The 21,694-nt window shown below is 62.5% G+C and carries 17 protein-coding genes; 7 read left to right on the top strand and 10 right to left on the bottom strand.

Annotated elements, in window-relative coordinates; translation table 11 throughout:
• The first annotated feature begins 162 nt into the window (after window positions 1-162).
• The 3 genes from R6254_RS11415 to R6254_RS11405 are packed head-to-tail and all read left to right on the top strand — an operon-like array spanning window position 163 to window position 6,142.
• Entirely contained in the window at window positions 163-1,485 is a 1,323-nt protein-coding gene (locus R6254_RS11415; protein WP_318406888.1) for an efflux RND transporter periplasmic adaptor subunit, read from the top strand.
• Window positions 1,486-1,497: 12 nt separating this feature from the next.
• Complete coding sequence (locus R6254_RS11410) at window positions 1,498-4,686, top strand: efflux RND transporter permease subunit (protein ID WP_318406887.1); 3,189 nt, start codon at window positions 1,498-1,500, stop codon at window positions 4,684-4,686.
• Complete coding sequence (locus tag R6254_RS11405) at window positions 4,679-6,142, top strand: efflux transporter outer membrane subunit (RefSeq protein ID WP_318406885.1); 1,464 nt, start codon at window positions 4,679-4,681, stop codon at window positions 6,140-6,142. Before R6254_RS11410 ends, R6254_RS11405 begins: the two co-directional genes overlap by 8 nt.
• Here the strand turns inward: R6254_RS11405 and R6254_RS11400 are convergent.
• The 3 genes from R6254_RS11400 to R6254_RS11390 all read right to left on the bottom strand — a co-directional run bounded on the left by R6254_RS11400 (window position 6,139) and on the right by R6254_RS11390 (window position 8,046).
• The gene (locus R6254_RS11400) at window positions 6,139-6,759 is read right to left on the bottom strand and encodes an alternative oxidase (protein WP_318406884.1); all 621 of its coding nucleotides are present in this window, start codon (window positions 6,757-6,759) and stop codon (window positions 6,139-6,141) included. The two genes, R6254_RS11405 and R6254_RS11400, sit on opposite strands and share 4 nt — an antisense overlap.
• Before the next feature lie 301 nt (window positions 6,760-7,060).
• Window positions 7,061-7,288, bottom strand: coding sequence for a hypothetical protein (locus tag R6254_RS11395; protein ID WP_318406882.1), 228 nt, complete (start codon window positions 7,286-7,288; stop codon window positions 7,061-7,063).
• Between the two features lie 104 nt (window positions 7,289-7,392).
• Complete coding sequence (locus tag R6254_RS11390) at window positions 7,393-8,046, bottom strand: TetR/AcrR family transcriptional regulator (RefSeq protein WP_318406881.1); 654 nt, start codon at window positions 8,044-8,046, stop codon at window positions 7,393-7,395.
• A gap of 237 nt (window positions 8,047-8,283) precedes the next feature.
• Between R6254_RS11390 and R6254_RS11385 the strand changes: the two genes are divergently transcribed.
• Complete coding sequence (locus R6254_RS11385; protein ID WP_318406880.1) at window positions 8,284-9,252, top strand: Bug family tripartite tricarboxylate transporter substrate binding protein; 969 nt, start codon at window positions 8,284-8,286, stop codon at window positions 9,250-9,252.
• A 13-nt stretch (window positions 9,253-9,265) separates the two neighbouring features.
• On the top strand, window positions 9,266-10,069 hold the full coding sequence (locus R6254_RS11380) for a cyclase family protein (protein ID WP_318406878.1): 804 nt from the start codon (window positions 9,266-9,268) through the stop codon (window positions 10,067-10,069).
• A 90-nt stretch (window positions 10,070-10,159) separates the two neighbouring features.
• Here R6254_RS11380 and murI read toward each other — a convergent pair whose 3' ends face one another.
• Both murI and R6254_RS11370 read right to left on the bottom strand, forming a co-directional pair.
• Window positions 10,160-11,008 (bottom strand): glutamate racemase, encoded by an 849-nt coding sequence (gene murI, locus R6254_RS11375; RefSeq protein ID WP_318406877.1) that lies wholly within the window; start codon window positions 11,006-11,008, stop codon window positions 10,160-10,162.
• A 189-nt stretch (window positions 11,009-11,197) separates the two neighbouring features.
• Window positions 11,198-12,751 (bottom strand): fumarate hydratase, encoded by a 1,554-nt coding sequence (locus tag R6254_RS11370; RefSeq protein WP_318406876.1) that lies wholly within the window; start codon window positions 12,749-12,751, stop codon window positions 11,198-11,200.
• A gap of 103 nt (window positions 12,752-12,854) precedes the next feature.
• Between R6254_RS11370 and fumC the strand changes: the two genes are divergently transcribed.
• Complete coding sequence (gene fumC / locus R6254_RS11365; RefSeq protein ID WP_318406875.1) at window positions 12,855-14,252, top strand: class II fumarate hydratase; 1,398 nt, start codon at window positions 12,855-12,857, stop codon at window positions 14,250-14,252.
• Window positions 14,253-14,306: 54 nt separating this feature from the next.
• On the opposite strand, the gene R6254_RS11360 is transcribed toward fumC, so the two are convergent.
• Entirely contained in the window at window positions 14,307-14,810 is a 504-nt protein-coding gene (locus R6254_RS11360; RefSeq protein WP_318406874.1) for a MarR family winged helix-turn-helix transcriptional regulator, read from the bottom strand.
• A 126-nt stretch (window positions 14,811-14,936) separates the two neighbouring features.
• On the opposite strand from R6254_RS11360, the gene R6254_RS11355 reads away from it, so the two are divergent.
• Entirely contained in the window at window positions 14,937-16,736 is a 1,800-nt protein-coding gene (locus R6254_RS11355; protein WP_318406873.1) for an FUSC family protein, read from the top strand.
• A gap of 305 nt (window positions 16,737-17,041) precedes the next feature.
• Here the strand turns inward: R6254_RS11355 and proX are convergent, their stop codons facing one another.
• The 4 genes from proX to R6254_RS11335 all read right to left on the bottom strand — a co-directional run bounded on the left by proX (window position 17,042) and on the right by R6254_RS11335 (window position 21,598).
• Window positions 17,042-18,055 carry a glycine betaine/L-proline ABC transporter substrate-binding protein ProX gene (gene proX / locus R6254_RS11350; RefSeq protein ID WP_318406871.1) on the bottom strand — a complete coding sequence of 338 codons (1,014 nt, stop codon included), beginning with the start codon at window positions 18,053-18,055 and terminating at the stop codon, window positions 17,042-17,044.
• Window positions 18,056-18,118: 63 nt separating this feature from the next.
• Complete coding sequence (proW, locus tag R6254_RS11345) at window positions 18,119-19,315, bottom strand: glycine betaine/L-proline ABC transporter permease ProW (RefSeq protein WP_318406869.1); 1,197 nt, start codon at window positions 19,313-19,315, stop codon at window positions 18,119-18,121.
• A 16-nt stretch (window positions 19,316-19,331) separates the two neighbouring features.
• On the bottom strand, window positions 19,332-20,546 hold the full coding sequence (gene proV, locus R6254_RS11340) for a glycine betaine/L-proline ABC transporter ATP-binding protein ProV (protein WP_318406868.1): 1,215 nt from the start codon (window positions 20,544-20,546) through the stop codon (window positions 19,332-19,334).
• Window positions 20,547-20,989: 443 nt separating this feature from the next.
• Window positions 20,990-21,598: a YqhA family protein gene (locus R6254_RS11335; protein WP_318406866.1), complete on the bottom strand. Its 609-nt coding sequence runs from the start codon at window positions 21,596-21,598 to the stop codon at window positions 20,990-20,992.
• Window positions 21,599-21,694: the final 96 nt, after the last annotated feature.

Here is a 21,694-nt window from a genome sequence, read left to right as displayed (position 1 = left end):
TGCGTCCTGTGATCTAATTTTCCGAGGGCTTAAATATACATTCATAAATGTATGTAAAATCCACTCTCCGCAGAAACCCTTGGTTTTGGGCAAGCTCTTTTCTCAAACAGCTTTTCCAGCCTTCTTCTTTTCTCCTGCCTAGCCATTACTCAAGGAAGCAGCATGCCTACGTCGAGCTTGATTCAGCCCACTCTCCCTGCTGAACTGTCGCCAAAACACTCCCGTCACAAGCAGATCCTGATTGCTGCGGTCTTGACCGTATTGATCGCGGGCTGCGGTAAAAGCGGAGATGGCCATGGGCCGGGCGCCGGTGGCGCGCCGCCGCCTGCCGAAGTGGGCGTGGTCACGGTCAAGCTGGGGGACGTGGGTCTGATCACCGAGTTGCCCGGACGTCTGGAAGCCTCGCGGGTCGCGCAGGTGAGGGCGCGCGCCGCGGGCATTCTGCAAAAGCGGCTCTTCCGCGAGGGCAGTGATGTCAAAGCCGGCCAGCCGCTGTTCACGATTGATTCCGCGCCTTACGCGGCCCAGGTCGCCAGTGCCAAGGCCAGCCAGGCGCGTGCAGAGGCCAATCTGGCCCAAGCCGCAGCGCTGGCCGAGCGTTACAAGCCACTGGTGGCTGCCAACGCCGTGAGCAAGCAGGAATATGCCAACGCCGTGGCTGCGCAAAAGCAGGCCGAAGCAGATGTCGCTGTGGCCAAGGCCAGCGTGCAGACGACCAGCATCAGTCTGGGTTATGCATCGGTGACCGCGCCGATCTCTGGGCGTATCGGCCGTGCGCTGGTCACCGAAGGTGCATTGGTCGGGCAGGGGGATGCCACCCAGCTGGCCGTGATCCAGCAGATCAACCCCGTGTACGTCAATTTCACGCAGTCCGCGACCGAGGTCATGAAACTGCGCAATGCCATGGCAAAGGGCCAGCTCAAGCGGGCCGATGGCAGCGAAGCTGCGAGTATTCGTGTTGTTCTCGAAGACGGCACGGAATACGCCAAGGCCGGACGCCTGCTGTTTTCCGACCTGACGGTGGATGCCACGACCGGGCAGATCACGCTTCGCGCCGAAGTGCCGAATCCGACCGGTGAACTGCTGCCCGGCCTGTATGTGCGGGTGCGCCTGGAGCAAGCCCAGGCCAGCGATGCGTTTACCGTGCCGCAACAGGCCGTGACGCGTACCGCGCAGGGCGATACCGTGATGGTGGTTGGCGAGGATGGCAAGGTCGGCACGCGTTCGGTGAAGATCGGTTCGGCCAAGGACGCCCAATGGGTGGTGCTCAGCGGCTTGAAAGCCGGCGAGAAGGTCATGGTCGATGGCTTCCAGAAATTGCAGATGATGCCACCCGGCACGCCGGTGAAGCCGGTGCCCTGGAAACCTGCGGCCCCGGCCGCCGGAGCGCCTGCTGCAGCGGCATCCGCACCTGCAGCGTCCGCCGCATCGGCGCCGGTTGCGGCCAGTCCCGCCGCACCTGCTGCGTCAGCGGCAGCGAAGTAAGGAGCTCACTTCATGGCCAAGTTTTTTATTGATCGGCCGATCTTTGCCTGGGTGATTGCCCTGTTCATTATCGTGCTCGGTAGTGTGGCAGTCACGCAATTGCCCATTGCCCAGTACCCGCCTGTGGCGCCCCCGGCCATCATTGTGTCGGCCAGTTATCCCGGCGCGTCCGCCAAAACGCTGGAAGACAGTGTCTTGAGCGTGATCGAGCGGGAAATGAACGGTTCTCCCGGCCTGATCTACATGGAAGCCGTGGCGCAAGCCAACGGCACCGGTAATCTCACTTTGAGTTTCCAGCCCGGCACCAATCCCGACCTGGCGCAGGTGGACGTACAGAACCGCTTGTCGCGCGCGGCGCCGCGCCTGCCTGCAGCGGTGACGCAGCAGGGTGTGCGTGTGGACAAGTCGAATGCCAACTTCCTGCTCTTTGCCATGTTGTCATCCGACGATCCGGCCATTGATCCGGTGGCCTTGGGCGACTATGCGTCGCGCAACATCGTGCCCGAACTGCAGCGTCTGCCTGGCATTGGCCAGGCCCAGTTGTTTGGCACGGAGCGCGCCATGCGCATCTGGCTTGATCCAGCCAAACTGGCGGGCTTTTCCTTGTCGTCGGCCGACGTGACGAGTGCCATCCAGTCGCAAAACGCGCAGGTGGCTTCCGGCACGATAGGTGACTTGCCGAATGTGGCCGGCCAGGGCATTGCCGCGACGGTGGTGGTCAATGGTCAGTTGTCCAGCGTGGCGCAGTTTGGCAACATCGTGCTGCGTGCCAACACGGACGGCTCCTCGGTGCGCCTGAAGGATGTCGCCCGGATTGAACTCGGTGGGCAGGCTTATGCCACCTCGGCCCGCCTCAACGGCAAGGATGCCGTGGGTGTGGGCGTGCAACTCACGCCAAGCGGCAATGCGCTGGCAGCCGCCAAGGCTGTTCGCGCCAGGATGGACGAACTCCAGCGCTACTTCCCCAAGGGCGTGAAGTACTCCATCCCCTACGACAGTTCGCGTTTTGTGAGCATCTCCATCCGCCAGGTGGCCGAGACCCTGATCGAGGCGGTGGTGCTGGTGTTCCTGGTGATGTTCCTGTTTTTGCAGAACATCCGTTACACCATCATTCCGACCGTCGTGGTGCCGATTGCCTTGCTGGGTACCTTCGGAACCTTGCTGGCCCTGGGTTTTTCCATCAACGTGCTGACCATGTTCGGCATGGTGCTGGTGATCGGTATCGTGGTCGATGATGCCATTGTGGTGGTCGAAAACGTCGAGCGCATCATGAGCGAGGAGGGCTTGCCGCCGCTGGAAGCGACACGCAAGGCCATGGGACAGATTTCGGGCGCCATCATCGGTGTGACCGTGGTGCTGATCTCCGTGTTTGTGCCGCTGGCCTTTTTTGCCGGGTCCACCGGCAATATTTACCGCCAGTTCTCGGCGGTCATGGTGGCCTCGATCGGGTTCTCGGCGTTCCTGGCGCTGTCCCTGACGCCGGCCTTGTGCGCCACGTTGCTCAAACCGGTGCAAGCCGGTCACCACCACGAAAAGACAGGCTTTTTCGGCTGGTTCAACCGCGGCTTCTCGCGCACGGCCAAGAGTTATGAAGGGCTGGTCGCCCGACTGCTGCGCCGTGCCGGCCGCTACCTGATTATTTATGTGGCCATCATTGGTGTGGTGGCCCTGGTGTACACCCGTCTGCCAACCTCCTTCCTGCCCGGCGAAGACCAGGGCACGCTGCTGGTCAATGTCCAGTTGCCGCCAGGCGCCACGCTGGAACGCACCAGCGCCGTGATGGAGCAGGTCGAAGGTTTCATGCTCAAGCAGCCCGAGGTTGAAAGCATGGTTGGTGTGTTGGGCTTCAGCTTCTCGGGCCAGGGCCAGAACGCCGCACTGGCTTTTGTTACCTTGAAGGACTGGTCCGAGCGCAAAGGTCCGGGGCAGTCTGCTGACGCGCTGGCCGGACGCGCCTTTGGTGCGCTGTCGGGCATTCGCGATGCCTTTATTTACCCCTTGAGTCCGCCTCCGATTCCCGAGTTGGGCAATGCCAGCGGCTTTACCTTCCGTTTGCAGGACCGTTCAGGTGCCGGTGGCGAGGCCTTGCTGGCTGCGCGCAACCAGTTGCTGGGCATGGCGGCCAAAAGCCCTATCCTGGCGCAGGTGCGTCCTGACGGCCTGGAAGATGCGCCGCAACTGCAGATCGAGATTGACCGCGACAAGGCCAGTGCGCTGGGCGTGAGCTTCAGTGCCATCAACTCGGCCTTGTCGACCTCACTGGGCTCCAGCTACGTCAACGACTTCCCGAACCAGGGCCGTCTGCAGCGTGTGGTGGTGCAGGCCGATGCGCCTGCCCGTATGCAGCCGGGTGATTTGCTCAAGTTGAATGCGAGTAACGCGTCCGGGCAGCCGGTGCCGTTCTCGGCATTTGCCTCGACACGCTGGGTCAACGGTGCAATGCAGACCGTGCGCTACAACGGCTATCCTGCCGTGCGCATCAGCGGTGGCGTGGCGCCGGGCTACAGCACGGGTGCTGCCCTGGCGGAGATGGAAAAACTCGCCGCCCAGTTGCCGCAAGGCTTTGGCTACGAATGGACGGGCCAGTCGCGCGAAGAAAAGCTGGCGGGCTCGCAGGCCATGATTCTTTACGGCTTTGCGATTCTGGCGGTGTTCCTGTGCCTGGCGGCGCTGTACGAGAGCTGGTCGATTCCGCTGTCGGTGATTCTGGTCGTGCCTTTGGGGGTGCTGGGCGTGCTGCTTGCGACCTTGCTGCGCGGCTACTCCAATGACGTGTATTTCCAGGTCGGCCTGATCACCATCATCGGCCTGTCCGCGAAAAATGCGATTCTGATCATCGAGTTCGCCAAGGACCTGCAGGCCCAGGGCAAGGGCGTGATCGAGTCGGCGCTGGCCGCGGCCCACTTGCGTTTCCGGCCCATCATCATGACCTCGTTCGCATTCATGCTGGGTGTGCTTCCGCTGGCACTGGCCTCGGGCGCGGGTTCCGCCAGCCAGCGGGCCATCGGCACCGGCGTGATAGGCGGCATGATCACCGGCACCGCACTGGCCGTGTTGTTTGTGCCCATCTTCTTTGTGGTGGTGCGCAGCGTTTTCAAGGGCAGTGATCGACAGAGGCAGATCTATTCCGAGCATGCGAAAGCGGCGGGCATCGATGGCACTGAAGGCCACGACAAGAATGAGGAAAAGACTCATGGTTAAGACATCACTTTCAAAAATACCGGCGCTGTCGGCGGTGTGCGTCGCGGTGCTGCTGGCAGGTTGTTCGATGGCGCCCAAATACGAACGGCCGGATGCACCGGTGGCCACGGACTGGCCGGGCCTGCGTTTGGCCCGCGGCCTGACGGGTGCCGAGCCCGCCGCTTCGACGGCGGTGCAGGGCGCCACGGCGGCGGCCGAGATCGAGTGGCAGAGTTTTTTCACCGACCCCAAGCTGCGCCAACTGATAGCGGCGGCGCTGAAAAACAACCGTGATTTGCGTATTGCGGTGCTCAACATCGAGCAGGCCCGAGCCCAGTTCCAGATCCGGCGTGCCGACCAGTTTCCCACGGTGGGTGTGGGCGCTACGGGGATGCGCCAGCCCAACGGCTCTGGCGCAACCACCAGCGTGTATACCGCCGGCCTGGCCACAACGTCTTACGAACTTGACTTTTTTGGCCGGGTGGCCAGCCTCAAGGACGCCGCCCTGTCGCAATACCTGGCCACCGAAGAAGGCCGCAAGAACACGCAGATCGGCTTGATTGCCTCCGTGGCCAATGCCTACCTCAGCCTGCTGGCCGACGAAGAGCTGCTGGCCATCACGCAGCAGACCCTGCTCACGCGTGAAGACTCGTTCAAGCTCAGCCAGCTGCGTTTTGACAACGGCGTCACGTCCGAGCTGGACCTGCGCCAGGCCGAGTCCCTGACGGAAGCCGCACGTATCAGCCTGGCGCAGTTGCAAAGGCAGCGCGCCCAGGATGAAAACCTGCTGACCCTGTTGTTGGGCCAGCCCTTGACCGGTGAACTGGCTGTGGCCTTGCCGACAGGGCAGGGCCTGGCCGATGCCTCCGTGATGGTCGATGTGCCGGCTGGCCTGCCATCGGATCTGTTGATCCGGCGCCCGGACATTCGCCAGGCCGAGCAGCAGTTGCTGGCCGCCAATGCCAACATCGGCGCCGCACGTGCCGCGTTTTTTCCGAAGATTTCCCTGACAGCCTCCGCGGGCAGTGCCAGCAACCACCTGTCCGGGCTGTTTAAAAGCGGCACCTACGGCTGGACGCTGGCACCCCAGCTGTTTTTGCCGCTGTTCGATGCGGGCCGTAACCGGGCCGGGCTGGACTCGGCCAAGGCCGATCGCGACATTGCTGTGGCGCAGTACGAAAAAGCGATTCAAACCGCTTTCCGTGAAGTGGCCGATGCCCTGGCCGGCCGCGCGACCCTGGGCGACCAGTTGCGCGCGCAGCGGGCGCAAACGACGGCCGAGGCCACACGTTTCAAGCTGTCGGACCTGCGTTACCAAAACGGCATCGCCAACCAGCTGGATTTGCTGGACGCGCAGCGCTCGCTGTTCGCGGCGCAGCAGGCGGTGGTGCAAACCCGGCTGCAGCAACTGCAAAACCAGGTCACCTTGTACAAAACCCTGGGTGGCGGCTGGAAAGAGCCAGCTGTGGCGCCTTAGCCTTTGAGTTGGTCCGCAAAGGCGTGATTGACGTCGCGGTGACCCGCTTCGTCATCACGTACCACCAGAATCACGTCACGCAGCCGCGCATCCGGTGCCAGCTTCCAGTAGTCAATCGCGATTTTCGGCGCAGGCACGTTTTCATACTGCCCGCTGTCAATGCCTGCCAGGTACTCGGTGTAGCTGTAGACCGCTTCTTCCTCGAAGTAGCCCACCAGCCGGTGCGCGGTACGTGAGGACACCAGGTAGAGCAGAAAAAACAGGTTGTAAAAAATGCCCTGGGTGAGCATGACCATCCAGCGCTCCAGCCTGCTGGGCTTGGCGATGTGGATAAAGGTCATCAAATGCATGCGTTCGTTTTCTGCCTCGTCGAGCAGCTGGTGGATCCAGCCGTCGTCGTCCTTCATGCTGCGCAGGGATTTCAGGTGGATTAACGCGCCACCCACCATGCCGGGAACGGCCGCGACAGTTTCCAACACCACGGCGCGGTTGCCGTAACGTCCGGCAAAAAAAGTATCAGCCAGGAAACGCAAAAACCGGGTGGTGCGCCAGGCAAACCAGTCCGAGAAATCCGTCTGCGCATGATGCGTCTGCTGCGGTGGAATTGGGTCGGACATAAGACGGTTCTCCTGAAACGAAGAGGGGCACCTTGCTTCTGATCGCGGCCAAGACGAAGTCATGCCGAGGAAGGCCAGGCCCATGCTGATTGGCTATCAATTTTATAGCTATAGGCGCCCATAAATACTGGGCGAAATGCACATTGAAACACGTATCAGGTCCAATTTTCTGGCGCTGGCCGGGCCTTTGCCGAAGACAGGGATTTGACCGACAAAGCAGGGGCGCGAGCACCTACAAGGTGAGTGGATGGGCGGCGCACGGTCAGGTTCAGCCAACGCGCTGCGGCTGCTTGCAAGATGCTCAGCTGGCCCGTGGTGAAGAGCTTGAGCAGACCGACTGCCGGAAAAGCCGACCAGTCTGCGTTGTTGGCAAAAGCCGTCGCGTCTGCCGGGCGACGGCCTCGCCGGTGGCGATGAACTGCACATCCGCGCCGGGCAGCGTGCGCAAGGTGTTGCCGGCAAACGGGTAAGGAGTGCAGCCGAGCATCAGCGTGTCGATCTCGCCAGGTTTGAAGTCAAACCGGCCCATGGCCCCGGTGTATGGGTGCAGGAAACTATGATTTCAGTCGCGTTTCTCGCGCATGTGCGGGACGGGCCACACCCGGCCCCACCTCTTTTCTTCCCCGTGCCCCCTCAGCGAACTTGCCGCAAGGCCGCGATCTGGGCAAAGCCCCCCGAGAGAAAGGGGACCAGCAGTTCCAGGATTTGTGTCACGTCGTCGGGGTCGGCTTCCCCGTTCGAGAGCAGGCGTATGCGCCCGGTGGGGGAGATCGCGGAAATCATCGCGCCCACGGAAAATAGATAACACCAGGCCAAGGTGGCCTGGTCCAGCTCGGGCAAAGCCAGGCGCAAGACCCGCATGGTCTGGCGCGCGATCGGGTCGGTCAGGGTGCGTGACACGTTGCGCGCGTGGGGTTGCGGGTCGTTGGTGACTTGCGAGATCAACTGTGCGTAGTGGGCGCCGCCCGAAGCCTTGTCCCGGGACAACAGCACGGTGGGCTCCAGAAAGGCGCGCAACACATCTTCGAGTTCAATTTTGCCGGTGGCTGCCGAGCGTTGCTCCACCTCGTCCAGACGCATCAGGCGTTTGTGGTTAATCGCCATGATGCGGCGTTCCATCACCGCGCCGAACAACAACTCCTTGGCCTTGAAGTGGTACTGCGCCAGGGACACGGACACGCCAGCGCCGTCGGCGATTTGCCGCATGGAGACGCCGTGGTAACCGCGCTCCGCGAACAAGGCCTCGGCCGCGTCCAGAAGCCGGGTCGGCACATCGGCCTTGGTCATGGGTTTCTCCTGGCAATGTTGTTTTTACTGTTCAACTGACCTAATGGGGATCCAAATTTTACCGTTAAGTTACCCGAGAAAAATGCGTGGTTGATAGGTAATATTGTACAGTTGACCTATAAACTGTACGATTGACCTACTTTTAAGCAAGCCCCCGGTCAGATGCCGGTTGGTTTTGGCGATTGCGTCGGACGTATCCACCCGGCCCACTGATCTTTTTCTTTTACAGGAGACCTCATGACACCTTCATCCCTGCGCCCACTTCAATGGGCCGCTGTTGCCGCTGCCGCCATGACCCTGATGTCGCCGGCCGGCGCCCAGGAGGCCTATCCTTCCCGCGTGGTTGAACTGATCACGCCTTATGCCGCGGGCGGTGGTGTCAGCGCCATCGCCCGCGTGTATGCGGCCGAAGCGTCCAAGGTCACCAACCAGCAATGGGTGGTGCTGAACAAGGAAGGCGCGGGCGGCGTGGTCGGTTTCACCGCCATGGCCAGGGCCAAGCCGGATGGTTACACCGTCGGTTTTGCGCCGGCTTCTCCCATGACCAACTCGCCGTTTGTGAACGCCAAGATGCCCTTCACCAACGACCAGATCGAGCCGGTTTGCCAGGTGTTTGAAAACGTGTTTGCGGTGGCGGTCAAGGACAGCTCGCCGATCAAATCCCTGCCCGAGTTGATCGCCCTGGCCAAAAGCAAGCCGGGTGCCATCTCTTACGGCCATGCCGGTCCGGCGTCGGTGCCGCACTTGTCCATCGCCGCCATCGAAAAAAGCAGCGGCATCAAGTTCAACGGCATTCCTTACCGTGGCGACGGTCCGGTGCTGACCGATGTGATGGGTGGCTCGATTGATTTCGCGGTGCCCGCCATTTCCTCGCTGGCGGGCAAAAACCTGCGCGTGCTGGCCGTCTTGTCGGAAAAGAAACACCCCGCCATGCCGGACGCGCCCATCATCACGCAGTTCGGCTACCCGGCGATCAGCCCTGGCCTGAACGGTGTGTATGCGCCTGCGGGCACACCCAAGCCGGTGCTGGCCGAGCTGGAAGCCATCTGCAAAAAAGTCGTGGCCTCGCCCTCGTTTGCACAAGGCATCAGCGGCCTGCTGCAGACGCCGCAGTATTTGTCGGCCAAACAGTTCAAGGCGCGTATTCAGACCACCTACAAGGTTCACGCCGAGTTGGTGCCCGGATTGAACATCGAGAAAAACTGAGGGCAGGCGATTTATGACCCGTTTCATCGACATCTCCATGCCTCTGGAAAACGACATCCAGAGCGACCCCGACATCGCCCGCCCGCGGATTGAATACCTGGGCCACCAGGAAACCATTCCGCGCATCCAGAGTTTTTTTCCGCAACTCAAGGCGGAAGACTTGCCGGATGCGGCCGGCTGGGCGGTTGAACGTGTGACCCTGACCACACACAACGGCACCCACCTGGACGCGCCGTACCACTTTCACCCGACCATGAACCACGCGAGTGGCCAGCCCGAGCGTGCCTGGACCATCGACGAGGTGCCGCTGGAATGGTGTTTTGCGCGCGGCGTGAAGCTGGACTTCCGCCATTTCCCCGACGGCTACGTGACTACCGCCGCCGATGTGGAAGCCGAGCTCAAACGCATCAACCACACGCTGGCGCCGAATGACATCGTGGTGGTCAACACCCGTGCGGGTGAACGTTACGGGCATGCCGACTACATCAACGCCGGTTGCGGCATGGGCCGCGAGTCCACGCTTTACTTGCTGGAGCGTGGTGTGCGCCTGACCGGCACCGACGCCTGGAGCTGGGATGCGCCTTTTCTTTACACGAAAGAAAAAGTTGCGCAAACCGGTGACAACAGCCTGATCTGGGAAGGGCACAAGGCCGGGCGCGACATCGGGTATTGCCACCTGGAGAAATTGCACAACCTGGAAGTCTTGCCGCCGCACGGTTTCATCATCAGTTGTTTCCCGGTGAAAGTGCGCGCGGCCTCCGCCGGCTGGACCCGTGCGGTGGCGATTCTGGATGCGTCCACAGGTTTGCTGTCCTGACGCGTGGGCGGGGTGGGTGCTGAACCCGTTTTGCCCATTTTTACATATAAAAAAGGCATCTAGCCCTTTAGGGACGGGCGCAGTCAGCTATCAAAAATGAAGCGACTGAACGGGGGTGTCCAGCTGCAGCCAGCGCTGGGCCGCGGCCTGCAAGGTGGTGGTCTGGCCGGTGCTGAGCAGTTGGACCTGGCCTGTGCCTGGCGCCACGACATCGGCAGGTAGAGCGGCAGCCTCCAGCCGCAAGCGGGTCTGGCGCGCCACAGGTGCACCAGTGTCTATCAACACCACATCGGGACCGATCAGCGCACGCAAGGCCTCGCTGGCAAACGGGTAATGGGTGCAGCCCAGCACCAGTGTGTCGATCTCGCCAGGATTTAAGCCAAACTGGCCCACAACCTCCGTGTGACGGGCGCAAGCAGCTATTATTTCAGTAGCATTTTGCGCATCGTCCTCGCGCGTCAGGCTGTGCTCGATGGCATCGGCCAGGCCGTCGCAGGGCTGCAGCACAAACTCGGCGGGATCCGACTGATTGGCCAGTGTGTCCAGCAGCCGTTTGAAGCGGGCGCTGGCCAGGGTGCTGCGTGTGGCCATCACCCCGATGCGCCGGGTCTGGCTGAGCGCCGCCGCCGGCTTGAGCGCCGGCTCCACGCCGATGATGATCAAGCCGGGGTGTTCGGCACGCAACTGGTCAATGGCCGCCGCCGTGGCGGTGTTGCAGGCAATCACCAGCGCCTGGATGTTTTGCGCGACCAGGTGAGCGCTGAGGGCGCGCGAGCGGGCCAACACATGGGCGTGGTCCCGCTCGCCATACGGCGCATGGCCGCTGTCGGCGATGTAGATGAAGTTGTCGTGCGGCAACTCGTGGCGCAGCGCTTGCAAAACGCTGAGACCGCCTATGCCGCTGTCGAAAACGCCGATGTGGCCCCCACGGTCGCTCACTGCGTGTAGCTCCCGAGGCCTTGCAGGCCGCGGCTCGCGAGACGCTTCGCCTCTGTCGCCTGTCCAAAGCTGCTCAAGCAGCTTTGGAGCCGCAGGCTCCAGCCCCTAGGGGTCCGCTGCGCCTGCGGCCCGGCGAAGCCGGTTCCGCGGCCCCTGCTTGCTAGGGAAGGGGCCTGTGGCATTGCAGGTTCAGGCTGCGGCAACCGCAATGCCCTTGAACTCGCCTGTGGCGATTTTTTTCTGCCACTCGGCCGGGCCGGTGATGTGGGCGCTGGTGCCGCCCGAATCGACCGCCACGGTGACCGGCATGTCGACCACGTCGAACTCGTAAATCGCTTCCATGCCCAGGTCGGCAAAACCCACCACTTCGGCGTGTTTGATGGCCTTGGATACAAGGTAAGCCGCGCCGCCGACGGCCATCAGGTAGGCGCTCTGGTGTTTCTTGATGGCTTCAATCGCGACCGGGCCGCGTTCGGCCTTGCCGACCATGGAGATCAAGCCGGTTTGTGCCAGCATCATCTCGGTGAAACCGTCCATGCGGGTGGCGGTGGTCGGGCCGGCCGGGCCGACGGCTTCGCCCTTGACCGGATCGACCGGGCCGACGTAATAAATCACGCGGTTGGTGAAGTCGACCGGCAGTTTTTCGCCCTTGGCCAGCATGTCGGCAATCCGTTTGTGCGCGGCGTCGCGGCCGGTCAACATCTTGCCATTGAGCAGCAGTGTCTGGCCGGGTTTCCAGCTCGCGACTTCTTCCTTGGTCAGGGTGTTCAGATCCACCTTTTGGCTCTTGACGTAGTCGGGCGTCCAGTTCACGTCGGGCCAGGTATCGAGCGAGGGCGGGGTCAGGTAGACCGGGCCGCTGCCGTCCATCACAAAGTGGGCGTGGCGCGTGGCCGCGCAGTTGGGGATCATGGCCACCGGTTTGCTCGCGGCGTGGGTCGGGTACATCTTGATCTTGACGTCGAGCACGGTGGTCAGGCCGCCCAGGCCTTGCGCACCGATGCCGAGCGCGTTGACCTTTTCAAACAGTTCCAGGCGCAGCGCCTCGACCTTGGTCAGTGCGGCGCCGGAAGACGACTTGGCCTGCAGCTCGTACATGTCCAGGTCGTCCATCAGGCTTTCCTTGGCCATCAGCACGGATTTTTCGGCGGTGCCGCCTATGCCTATGCCCAGCATGCCGGGCGGGCACCAGCCGGCGCCCATGGTCGGCACGGTTTTCAGCACCCAGTCGACGATGGAGTCGCCGGGGTTGAGCATGGCCATCTTGCTCTTGTTTTCGCTGCCGCCGCCTTTGGCTGCGACGGTGATGTCCAGTTTGTTGCCCGGTACGATTTCCGTGAAGATCACGGCCGGTGTGTTGTCCTTGGTGTTTTTGCGGTCGAACTGCGGGTCGGCGACGACCGAGGCGCGCAGCGTGTTATCAGGGTGGTTGTAACCGCGCCGCACACCTTCGTTGATGGCGTCGTCGATGCTGCCGCTGAAACCTTCCCAGCGCACGTCCATGCCGACTTTGAGAAACACGTTGACGATGCCGGTGTCCTGGCAGATAGGGCGCTGGCCGGTGGCGCTCATCTTGCTGTTGGTCAGGATTTGTGCAATCGCGTCCTTGGCCGCCGGGCTTTGCTCGCGCTCGTAGGCGCGCGCCAGGTGGGCGATGTAGTCGGCCGGGTGGTAGTAGCTGATGAATTGCAGGGCGGCGGCAACGGATTCGATGAGGTCGGCTTGTTTGATGGTCGTGGTCATGGCTTTTCGTGAGGTGGTGCAAGTCCCACTCAATGGGAATTGCTTTTATTTACGGCTATGCTGGGAACTTCAACCCTCTATTTTGACAGGTCAGGCGCACACCATGAGCAGCTCCGCAGACACCCGTACAGAACATGACACTTTTGGGCCCATCAAAGTGCCCGCCGAACGATTGTGGGGCGCGCAAACCCAGCGTTCGCTGCAGAACTTCGACATCTCCGGCGAGCAGCAGCCGCGCGAGATCATCCGCGCGCTGGCGCAGGTCAAACGTGCGTCGGCCACGGTGAACCTGGCGCTGGGCCTGCTGGACGACAACAAGGCGCAGGCGATTGTGGCCGCGGCCGACGAGGTGATTGCCGGCCACCATGACCGCGAGTTTCCGCTGGTGGTCTGGCAGACCGGCTCGGGCACACAAACCAATATGAACGTCAACGAGGTGCTGGCCAATCGCGCCAGCGAACTGCTGGGCGGCGCACGCGGCGAGGGCAGACGCGTGCACCCGAACGACGACGTGAATCGCAGCCAGTCGTCCAACGACGTGTTTCCCACGGCCATGCATGTGGCGGCGGTCGACGCCATCCGGCACAAGCTGCTGCCCGCCATCGCCAAGCTGCGCGGTACCTTGGCGCAAAAAGCGCAGGACTTTGAGCGCATCGTCAAGATAGGCCGTACGCATTTGCAGGACGCCACCCCGCTGACCCTGGGCCAGGAATTTTCCGGTTACGTGGCCCAACTGGAACACGGCGAAAAACATCTGCGCGACGCCTTGCCGCATCTGTATGAACTGGCGTTGGGCGGCACAGCCGTGGGCACGGGCCTGAACGCCCCCAAGGGTTACGCCGAACAGGTCGCGGCCGAGCTGGCCAGCCTGACGGGTTTGCCCTTTGTGAGCGCGCCCAACAAGTTTGAAGCCATGGCGTCGTGTGATGCGCTGGTGCACGCCCATGGCGCGCTCAAGACCCTGGCCGCCAGCATGATGAAAATCGCCAACGACGTGCGCTGGCTGGCCAGTGGGCCACGCAGCGGCATTGGTGAGTTGTCGATTCCCGAAAACGAACCCGGCTCGTCCATCATGCCGGGCAAGGTGAATCCGACGCAGAGCGAAGCCGTCACCATGTTGTGCTGCCAGGTGTTCGGCAACGACGTGGCCATCAACATGGGCGGCGCCTCGGGTAATTTCGAGCTGAATGTGTTTCGCCCCATGATTGCCCACAATTTCCAGCAGTCGGTGCGTCTGCTGGCCGATGGCATGTCGAGTTTCAACGACCACTGCGCCGTGGGCATAGAGCCCAACCGCGACCGTATCGCCGAGCTGGTGGATCGCTCGCTGATGCTGGTCACGGCGCTGAATCCGCACATCGGTTACGACAAGGCCGCTTATATCGCCAAGAAGGCGCACAAGGAAAACACCAGCCTGCGTGAGGCCGCCATCGCCTCAGGCCACGTGACGGCCGAGCAGTTCGACCAGTGGGTGGTGCCCGCACAGATGACGGGGCGTTGAGGGGCGCGTTCAGGAAAGGCGGCGACTGGCGGCCGATGACCCGTCGTGCCTGTGTCAGGCTGAGGGGAGCGACGCCGTTGGGTGGACATCCAGTTGCACCAGGTATTTTTTCTGCAGACGATCGAGCTGGGCGAGTTCGCGTTGTGTCAGGCCCTGGCCGTGTTCTTCCAGATCGCTGCTGACAGCCGGAAGTGCGTCCTCCAGCAACTGCAAGCCCTGTGGCGTGAGGCTCACGGAAATCTTGCGGCGATCCTGCTTGCTGGCGTTGCGCTGGATCAGGCCTTTGTCGCACAAGTGGTTGGTCAGGCGGGTGATGTTGGCCGACTTTTCGACGGCGGCATCGCCCAGCAGTGAGGGATTCAGCGCGTAGTCTTCGGCGCCGTACAACATCATCAAAAGGTTGAACTCCGTGTGGCTCAGGCCCCAGGGCTGCAGCACGGCATTGGCGCGATCGTTGATGCGTCTGGCGATCAGTTTGGCGTTGCGCACCACCGAAGCGATTTGCTGCGGGTAGGCCGGGTAACGCGCACAAATCCGCGCGAGGCGATGTTCGTGCACGGTCGCTTCCTGACCTGAGGTTTTGTGAGTGCTTGACATAAGTAGTACACTAATGAGATATTTACTAGTGTACTACTTGCTGGGTGGGTGTGACCACACATGGCCCCCAATCCAGGCAAGCTGCTCATGGCGTCGACTCCATCATTTGCTTTTTTACCGCGCCCGGATCGGGTGGTCGTCATGCGCGCGCTGCGCGGTACCGTGGCTGCGCTGCTGGCTTTTGCGGTGGCCGCCTTGCTCCAGCTTGACAGTCCTTATTGGGCCGCCATGACGGTGTGGGCCGTGGCCCAGCCTACGCGGGGCATGCTGGTCGGCAAGGCCTTGTCGCGCCTGGCCGGCACGCTGGTGGGCGCGCTGGTGTCCATTCCCGTCCTGCACTTGTACGCCTATAGCCCATTGGCTTGTGTTCTGGTGCTGGCGTTGTGGGGCGGTGCTTGTTCGCTGGTGGCCAATCTGCTGACCGGTTTTCGCGGCTATGCGGCCGTGCTGGCGGGCTATACCGCGCCATTGGTGATGGTGGTCGCGGTTCACCACCCGGAACAGATCAATGACATGGCGGCCTCGCGGGTGGCCTGCATTTTGGTGGGTATTGCGGCCTCGACCCTGCTGACCTGGCTCTGGACACCCGATGGTGACCTGGGTTTGTTGCGTCAGCGGGTTGAACGAACGGCGGGGGAAGCCAACCGCTGGATGGCGGCGCTGTTGTCGGCCAACGCCAGCCAAAAAAATACGACGGCGCTGGCGTCCCGCGTGATGTCGGACATGGCCGTCATTGACGGTCAATGCGACCAGGGCGACTCCGGCGCTGCGTCGGTGCGCCAGGAGCGGCGCCATGTGCGGCATTTGCTGGCCTCGCTGCTCAACGCCATGGCGCTGGCGCAAGCCCTGGCCGACGCGTTGGCGACGGCGGGGGCACAAACGGCAGCCACAAGCTGTTTGCGGGCGCGGCTGCAGGTCACCGAGCCGAGTGCTCAGGCCTTGCTGCAGGCGCTGGATGACTGGCTGGCGGCGCAGGGCCATTTGCCTGATGAGCTGAAAAAATGCCTGCTGGACTGGCGTGCCGCCCTGATCGCGGTGGTGGCCGACCTGCAGCGCCCCGAGTCCCCCGCCAGCCATGCGCTTGCGCGCCAGGGGCCGTCACTGGTCGCCGTCAGAAACTGGCCGGATGCGCTGCGCAGCGGTGTTCGCACCTTGCTGGTGGTGGCAGTTCTGGGCGGCGCCTGGGTGGGGACGGGTTGGCCCCTGTTCCTGATGGCGATGATGGGGGCTTCCATGCTGAGCTCGATCTTTGCGACTTTTGAGGCGCCGCAGACCAGCATCATCCGGGCCGTCAAGGGGACGGCCATGGGGACGGTGGCGGCTTTGCTGTGTGGGCTGTTGCTGCTCACTCATGTCCATACCCTGCCCACACTCTTGCTGGTGCTGGCGCCCTTTATTTACCTGGGCGCCTTGCTGCTGAACGACCGCCGCACCGTTGGCCTGGGCATGGACTACAGCATGGTGTTTCTGCTCATCACGGCGCCGTCGTTGCCGGTTGCCATGAGCAGCGAGCACTTTTTGCGTGTGGCGCCAGGGCCTTTGATCGGTGCGGTGATGGCGGCTGCGGCCTTGCATCTGCTGCTGCCCACGGGCCCCAGGCGCCGTCTGCATGATGTGATGCAAGGCATCATTCGGGACCTCCATCAGCTGGCCGTGAGCCGGCAGCCTCCGTCCGAAGGATTCTGGCGCGCGCGCCTTGCACCGGGCCTTGCGTCTGGTATTGCGGACTTCCTCGGCGGGTTACGACAAGCATCCGGCCGGCGTCGTCGCAGTGACTTCGTTGAATCTGGGCGCCGACTTGCTGGCCCTGCGCGCCGAACTGGCGCAGCTGCCTGCTCAGGATCCGGTGGTGGCTGCCGCGCAGGCCTTGCTGGCCGCGCTGGGTGAAGGGCGCGAGCGCCACGGCGCGCTGTCGGCGCGCTTCATGGCGCTTTCAGCAGCAATGCCTGAGGCGCCCGGGGCATACGTCGGCCGGAGCCGGCGTTCGCGGGAAAAGAAATTGCATCGCATCGGCTCGCGGTTGGCCGATTTTCCGAATGCGCCCCAGGATCTGGCGCTGATAACGCCTGGGCCCACCACTGCTTGAGGGCGATTTGCGGCAGGTCCATAGCGCTTTCAACAAGGTTCTGCAAAGTGCTATTAATTAAATAGCTGCTTGCGCTTTGTAGACGGGAGGCAGCGCCTGTTTTGGCTTAAATTCTTGCGGCGAGAAGCGCTTGCGCGATCCAGTCGTCAAACACCTTTTGGTGGGCCTTGATCCAGCCATCGGTGTGGCGCTCCACATCCTGTCGCTTGTTCTCACCGTCATGCATGCGCTTGTTCTGCGCGCCGATGTCGCCGATAGGCAGCGTCATGATTTCAAACAATTTGCCGGCGGCCGGGTTTTTTTCCACAAACACCTTGTTGGCCACGATGTACTCGTTGTTCACCGGGAAACCGTAGTTCTTGCCGTTGGCCAGCTGCGTGTCGGTGCCGGCCTGCAGCTCAGGCATGGCCGAAAACGGGACCTCCAACCAAACCACGTCTTTGCCGGGGCGCAGCACGTTGCTCAGCCAGTAGGGCGTCCAGGCGTAGTAGAGGACGGGTTTGCCCTCCTTGAAGCGGGTCACGGTGTCGGCGATCAGCGCCGGGTAGTTGCCCTGCGTGTAGGCCACGGTATCGCGCAGCTTGAAGGTGGTGAGTTGATGTTCGATCACGGCTTCTCCGCCCCAGCCGGCACTGGCGCCCACCAGGTTGGCCTTGCCGTCGCCGGTGGTGTCAAACAGCTTGGCCAGTGCCGGGTCTGTGAGCTGGTCGATACGGGTGATGTTGTACTGGTCGGCGGTTTTCTTGTCGATCATGTAGCCCTGAACCGCGCCGGCCGAGTAAATGCCCTTGCGCGTCATCTTGGCGTCGCCGCCTGCGCTTTTGTAAAACTCGGCGTGATGCGGATTCCAGTGGTTGGCAATGAAGGTGGCATCGCCGTTGGCCACTGCAAGGTGGGCCGTGGGGTACTCGACTTCCTTGATGGCTTGTACGTCGTAGCCGAGTTTTTCCAGCGCACGGCTGACCAGCAGGGTCTGGAAGGTTTCTTCGCCAAGTGCGCTTTGTAGCGGCTGGACCTTGATGCCCTTGCCGGGCAAGTCGGCGGTGGCGTGCACCGCCAGGCCCAGGGCCAGCAGGCCGCCGGCGAGCAGGGTGCGTGCGACATTGCGGATGTTCATCATTCGGATAAGTCCTTTTGAGTGGGTTGAAAGGAGAGGTACCAATGAAATCGGTGACCTGTCTGATCAGGCATTGCTGGCCACGTGGGTCGGCTGCGCTGCCGCGTCGTTGTTCTGCGACGTGTTGTTGGCCGCTACGCTGCTGCGTTGCAAAAGCGCCAGCGCCAGGCCGGCCGGGCCGGTTTGCCACCAGTGGCGCACGCCGCGGCGTGGCTTGCCCATGGACTGGGTGATGCGGTCCAGCGTGACGGCCAGCAGCACGATGCCCAGGCCGCCCACCGTGGCCAGGCCCATATCCAGGCGGCCAATACCGCGCAGCACCATCTGCCCCAGGCCGCCCACGGCGATCATGGACGCAATCACCACCATGGACAGCGAGAGCATCAGGGTCTGGTTGATGCCGGCCATGATGGACGGCATGGCCAGCGGCAGCTGTACCTTGGTCAGCAACTGGAACGGCGAGGCGCCATAAGCGCGGGCCGCCTCGATCAGGTCGGGCCGGACCTGGCGCAGCCCCAGGTTGGTCATGCGCACCAGCGGCGGCAGCGCGAAGATGATGGTGACGATCACACCCGGCACATTGCCAATACCAAACAGCATCACCACCGGAACCAGGTAAACAAAAGCCGGCGTGGTCTGCATGGCGTCCAGCAGGGGGCGGGCCAGCCGCTGCGCGCGGTCGCTGCTGGCCAGCAGAATGCCCAGCGGCAGGCCCACGGCCAGGCAAAACACCAGCGAGGTCAGCACCAGCGAGAGTGTCACCATGGCCTCGGGCCAGATGCCCAGCATGGCCACCAGCAGCAGCGAGAGGGTGGTGCCAATGGCCAGGGCGCGGCCGGCAAACTGCCAGGCCAGCACACCGATGATGGCAATCATGGCCAGCGCGGGCACACCTTGCAGCAGGCCTTCGACGCTGCCCAGCGTGCTGTCGATGGGCACACGCACGGTCTGGAAGAAGGGACGGAAATGCAGCACCACCCAGCTCAGGCCCTGGTTGATCCAGCTTTCCAGCGGCAGGGAGCCATCCCATAGTTGTTGGAACTGAAAGCCGCTCACGGCGTCCAGGTTGACGTCAGGCGCAGGGATCGCATCCAGCCAGTCGCTGCTGTTGTCGGCACCCATGTTTTGCCAGGGATCGGCAGCCACTTCGGGCAGGCTGGTGGCGGTGGCTGGCGTGGCCCAGGGATCGATGGCCGCGGGGGCCACCGTCGGAAAACCGCTGTCGAGGGCGGGCAGGGAATCGGTCGTTTGGAATTCGTTCATGGTCGGTCTTTCTGGCTTATTGCGCCGGCACGTGCGGGGTGTCGCGGTCCAGGAATTTCAGCAAAGTGGTCTTGCTGATAGCGCCCGCGAAGCGGCCGTCCGGGGTGAGCACCGGGACGGCAAACGGGGCCTGGGCCACCTGGCCAAACAGGCCGCTGACCAGCTCGTCGCAGCCAATCGGGCGCACATGGGGCAGATAGGCTGGCGCCAGACCCAGCGGGCCGTTGTGGCCATCCAGCGCTGAACGCAGCGAGTCGGACGAAACCATGCCGAGGTAACGCCGCGACGGGTCCACCACATAGGCGTAGTCGCGGTCCTGGTCTTCCAGCATCTTGAGTGCGGCGCGTGAGCCGCGGTTGGGATGTTCGGACACCACCACCTGGCTTTTGCGCGCGATGTCGCCGGCCTTGAACACGGCCGAGGCGTCCACGCCGCGCACAAAACTGCGCACATAGTCATTGGCCGGGTTGCGCAGGATGTCATCCGGTGTGCCGACCTGCACCACCTGGCCATCTTTCATGATGGCGATGCGGTCGCCGATACGCATGGCTTCGTCCAGGTCGTGGGAAATGAAGACCACGGTGCGGCGTTTTACTTTTTGCAGGCGCAGCAGTTCCGACTGCATTTCGGTGCGGATGATGGGGTCCAGCGCGGAGAAGGCTTCGTCCATCAGGAGGATGGACGGATCGGACGCCAGCGCGCGCGCCAGGCCCACACGCTGCTGCATGCCGCCCGACAGCTCGTCCGGGTAGCTGGCGCCCCAGCCGGCCAGTCCGACCTGTTCCAGCGCCTGGGCGGCCAGGGCATGGCGCTCGGCCCGGTTCACGCCGGCCAGTTCCAGCCCGAAGGCCGTGTTGTCGAGCACAGTGATGTGTGGCATCAGCGCGAATGACTGGAACACCATGCTGATGTCCTTGCGACGCAGGGCGCGCAGCTGGGCGTCGCTCAGTGCGCCGATGTCGCGGCCGTCGACCAGAATGCGGCCTGCCGTGGGTTCAATCAGCAGGTTGAGCATGCGCACCAGGGTGGATTTGCCCGAGCCCGACAGGCCCATGATGACAAAAATCTCACCGGCAGCTATGGTGAAGCTGGCGTCGAACACACCGATGGCGTGGCCGGTACGGGCCAGGATGTCTTGCTTGCTCAGACCCTGGCGAACCAGGGCCATGGCGTGTTCAGGCTCGTCGCCGAAAACCTTGAAGACGTGGTCGATGCGAATTTCTTTTGCCATGCGCTTGGGGCTCCTTGTTAAGAAGAGTGGACAAAGCGCCGCCATGAATGACGACTGCTGCGAACCGCAGCCACGCCATCGGCCTTGTGCTTGGGCCAGACGCAGTTCGTCCGGCAAAGCCGCAAGGCCGCCGGAAGGCACTGAAGACGACAAATTGACGAAGCCAGAGCCTGTCCAACGTTCAATCCGGATCAGCGCATCCGATCAAGGTGAACGGGGCTGGTCTGGTGAACGCGACGCGGCATCGGGAGGCCGGTAAACCGGCCGGTTGTCGGGCCTGGGCCTAACGGAGAGGTCTTGCACCGCGACGGGATTCTGGTTGATCCGCGAGTAGTGCAACACCGGCCAACAAAATTACTTGTTGGTTGCTTTAAGCAGTTGATTATAACTTTTGAGCATGATTTGGTCAAGGCGGCGGGATGGCGCCAGACTTGACCTGTGCTTCAGTGGTCTCGGGCCGCGATGCCCGACATGATTTTGTCGGTGTAGGCAATGGCCAGTGCTGAAAACAGGAAGGCGATATGAATCACCGTTTGTGCGATCAAGACCTTGTCTGTGTAATTGTCCGCATTGATGAAAGTCTTGAGCAGGTGAATCGAGCTGATGCCGATGATGGCGGTCGCCAGCTTGACCTTGAGCACGGACGCGTTCACATGGCTCAACCACTCGGGCTGGTCGCGGTGGCCTTCCAGGTTCATACGGCTGACAAAGGTTTCGTAGCCGCCCACAATCACCATGATCAGCAGGTTGGAGATCATGACCACGTCAATCAGCGCCAGCACCACCAGCATGATGACGGTTTCGTTCAAGGTCGTGACAGGCACGGCGGTCTTGTAGCCGATGCTGGTGACTAAGGCCTGCAGCGCCGTCTGGCTGCCGAAGACCGCCTCGATCAAATGCAGCAATTCCACCAGGAAATGGAACACATACACACCTTGCGCCGCGATCAGGCCGACGTAAAGCGGCAACTGCAACCAGCGGCTGGCGAAGATGAAGTTGGGAATAGGGCGCAGCGGCGAAGCTTTGGGTGGAGTGACTTGGGGTTCTGACATAGAGGAAGGGGTAGTTCGGGTGCTGCGAATTGTAGGCGTGCCGCCCGAGAGCCCGCGAGGCGGCTTAAACTTGTAAGCTTCAAGCCAGTCAGTGGA

This window comes from Polaromonas potterensis, assembly GCF_033446725.1.
GTDB lineage: Bacteria > Pseudomonadota > Gammaproteobacteria > Burkholderiales > Burkholderiaceae_C > Polaromonas.
Note: the sequence above shows the minus strand (reverse complement) of the source record. Positions and strands in the feature narration are given on the sequence as shown.